This window comes from Mycobacterium gastri (genome assembly GCF_002102175.1).
GTDB classification, from domain to species: domain Bacteria; phylum Actinomycetota; class Actinomycetes; order Mycobacteriales; family Mycobacteriaceae; genus Mycobacterium; species Mycobacterium gastri.
In genome coordinates this window covers 1-1448 of the sequence record NZ_LQOX01000084.1, presented here as the reverse complement: position 1 = coordinate 1448, position 1448 = coordinate 1, and the positions used below count along the sequence as shown (strand labels likewise).

General features: G+C 62.7%; 3 protein-coding genes. All 3 read left to right on the top strand.

Annotated features, from left to right (window positions below):
* The coding region (locus AWC07_RS08495) for a transposase (RefSeq protein ID WP_208622381.1) at nucleotides 1-269 on the top strand (269 nt) is incomplete at its 5' end.
* Between the two features lie 292 nt (nucleotides 270-561).
* Nucleotides 562-867: a metal-sensitive transcriptional regulator gene (locus tag AWC07_RS08490; RefSeq protein ID WP_085105027.1), complete on the top strand. Its 306-nt coding sequence runs from the start codon at nucleotides 562-564 to the stop codon at nucleotides 865-867.
* A complete protein-coding gene (locus AWC07_RS29735) occupies nucleotides 864-1142 on the top strand; it encodes a transposase (protein ID WP_425271233.1) in 279 nt (92 codons plus the stop codon). Before AWC07_RS08490 ends, AWC07_RS29735 begins: the two co-directional genes overlap by 4 nt.
* The last annotated feature ends 306 nt before the right edge of the window (nucleotides 1143-1448 follow it).

Sequence of the window (1448 nt, the reverse complement as noted above, 5' to 3'; positions counted from 1 at the left end):
GGGCCCGCTGGCCCTCGCACTCGTTTGCGATCAACACCGCCTGGGTCACCGCGGTCGCCCTCGCCATCGACCTGCTGTGCTGGATGCGGCTGCTGCTGTTGGACGGCTCGCTGGCCAAGGCCGAACCGGCGACCCTGCGCTACCGGCTGCTGCACGCCGCGGCCCGCCTGGTCAAACGATCCCGCCACCTGATCCTGCGGGTTCCCGGAACCTGGCCCTGGGCACAGGAATTCGCCGCCGCCGTCAACCGCGTCCGCGCCATCCCCTGACCCGCGGACCCCCGCCCGTTCGACCCGAAGGAAAAAGCAGCCACCCCGGGACCGTGGAACCCGGCGTCACCGCACGACACGCGGCGCCGCCGCCTATGAGAAGCCGGAAATCAAGATCAACTCGTGATCTCAGCAGCCATCGGGGGAGAACTTGGGCGACCGTGAAATTTCGAGGTATACGAGACCGAAGATTTAAGACAGTGAACCCCCGGCGGGTATGCTGGACAGCGAAAGGTGTCATTGGATGACCACGTTCAATACGCGGCAATGCCCAGAACGGCCCATTGACGAAATGCTGGGAGTTCAGGTGAAGACCATATACGGATATGCGGCCAAGAAGGACAGCTACGCCAAGCGACTGCGCAGGATAGAGGGACAAGTTCGCGGCATCGCGAAGATGATCGACGACGACAAATACTGCGTCGACATCCTCACTCAAATCAGTGCGGCAAGCAGTGCTTTGCGGTCCGTGGCGTTAAACTTGCTCGACGATCATCTTGACAACTGCGTAGGCCAAGCAATTGCGCAGGGAGAAGGTGAGGCGAACACGAAACTGGCCGAAGCATCCGCGGCTATCGCACGACTTGTTCGCTCGTGACCGTTTGTGTATTGCTTCCCTCGGTTTTCCGGAGGTTTCCGAGCCAGGTTGATCTTGCAAGCCTGGAGAAGGGAAGTGCCGCAGTGGCATCGAATGGGAAGTACCCGGTCGAGCTCCGTGAGCGCGCAGTGCGGCTGTATCGTGAGCCGAATCCTGAGCCGGTGATCGCGCAGCTGGCGCGGCAGCTCGACGTTCGCCCCGAGGCGTTGCGGAATTGGATCCGCCAGACCAGGCCGACCGCGGTGAGTGAGAAGACTGGCCCGCGACGGCGATGATCGAAGAGAACCGGCGACTACGCGCAAAGCCGCGCCGTTCTCAACACGCATCCGTGGAACAGCCGGTTTATCAAGCCCACGGCGGGTCGAGGTATTGCTCGAAAGGTCCGCCGCGGCAAGGGTATCAACAGCGGTTGACCAAGCTCGACCGCTCCACGACCGGCAAGGTCGCACGCGTCGCACACGGATCCTCGGACACGCGGCGGCGTTCCAGTTGATTCTCCCCGACGCCAACAGGCGGTCAGGCTGCCGAACGACCAAACCGGCCCGGAATAATGTTGCCGCGGCGCAACTCTCGGTTCCGGT

Coding starts and splice junctions, on each gene's coding strand:
- AWC07_RS08490 (WP_085105027.1), top strand. CDS start 562: ATGCTGGGAGTTCAGGTGAAGACCATATACGGATATGCGGCCAAGAAG.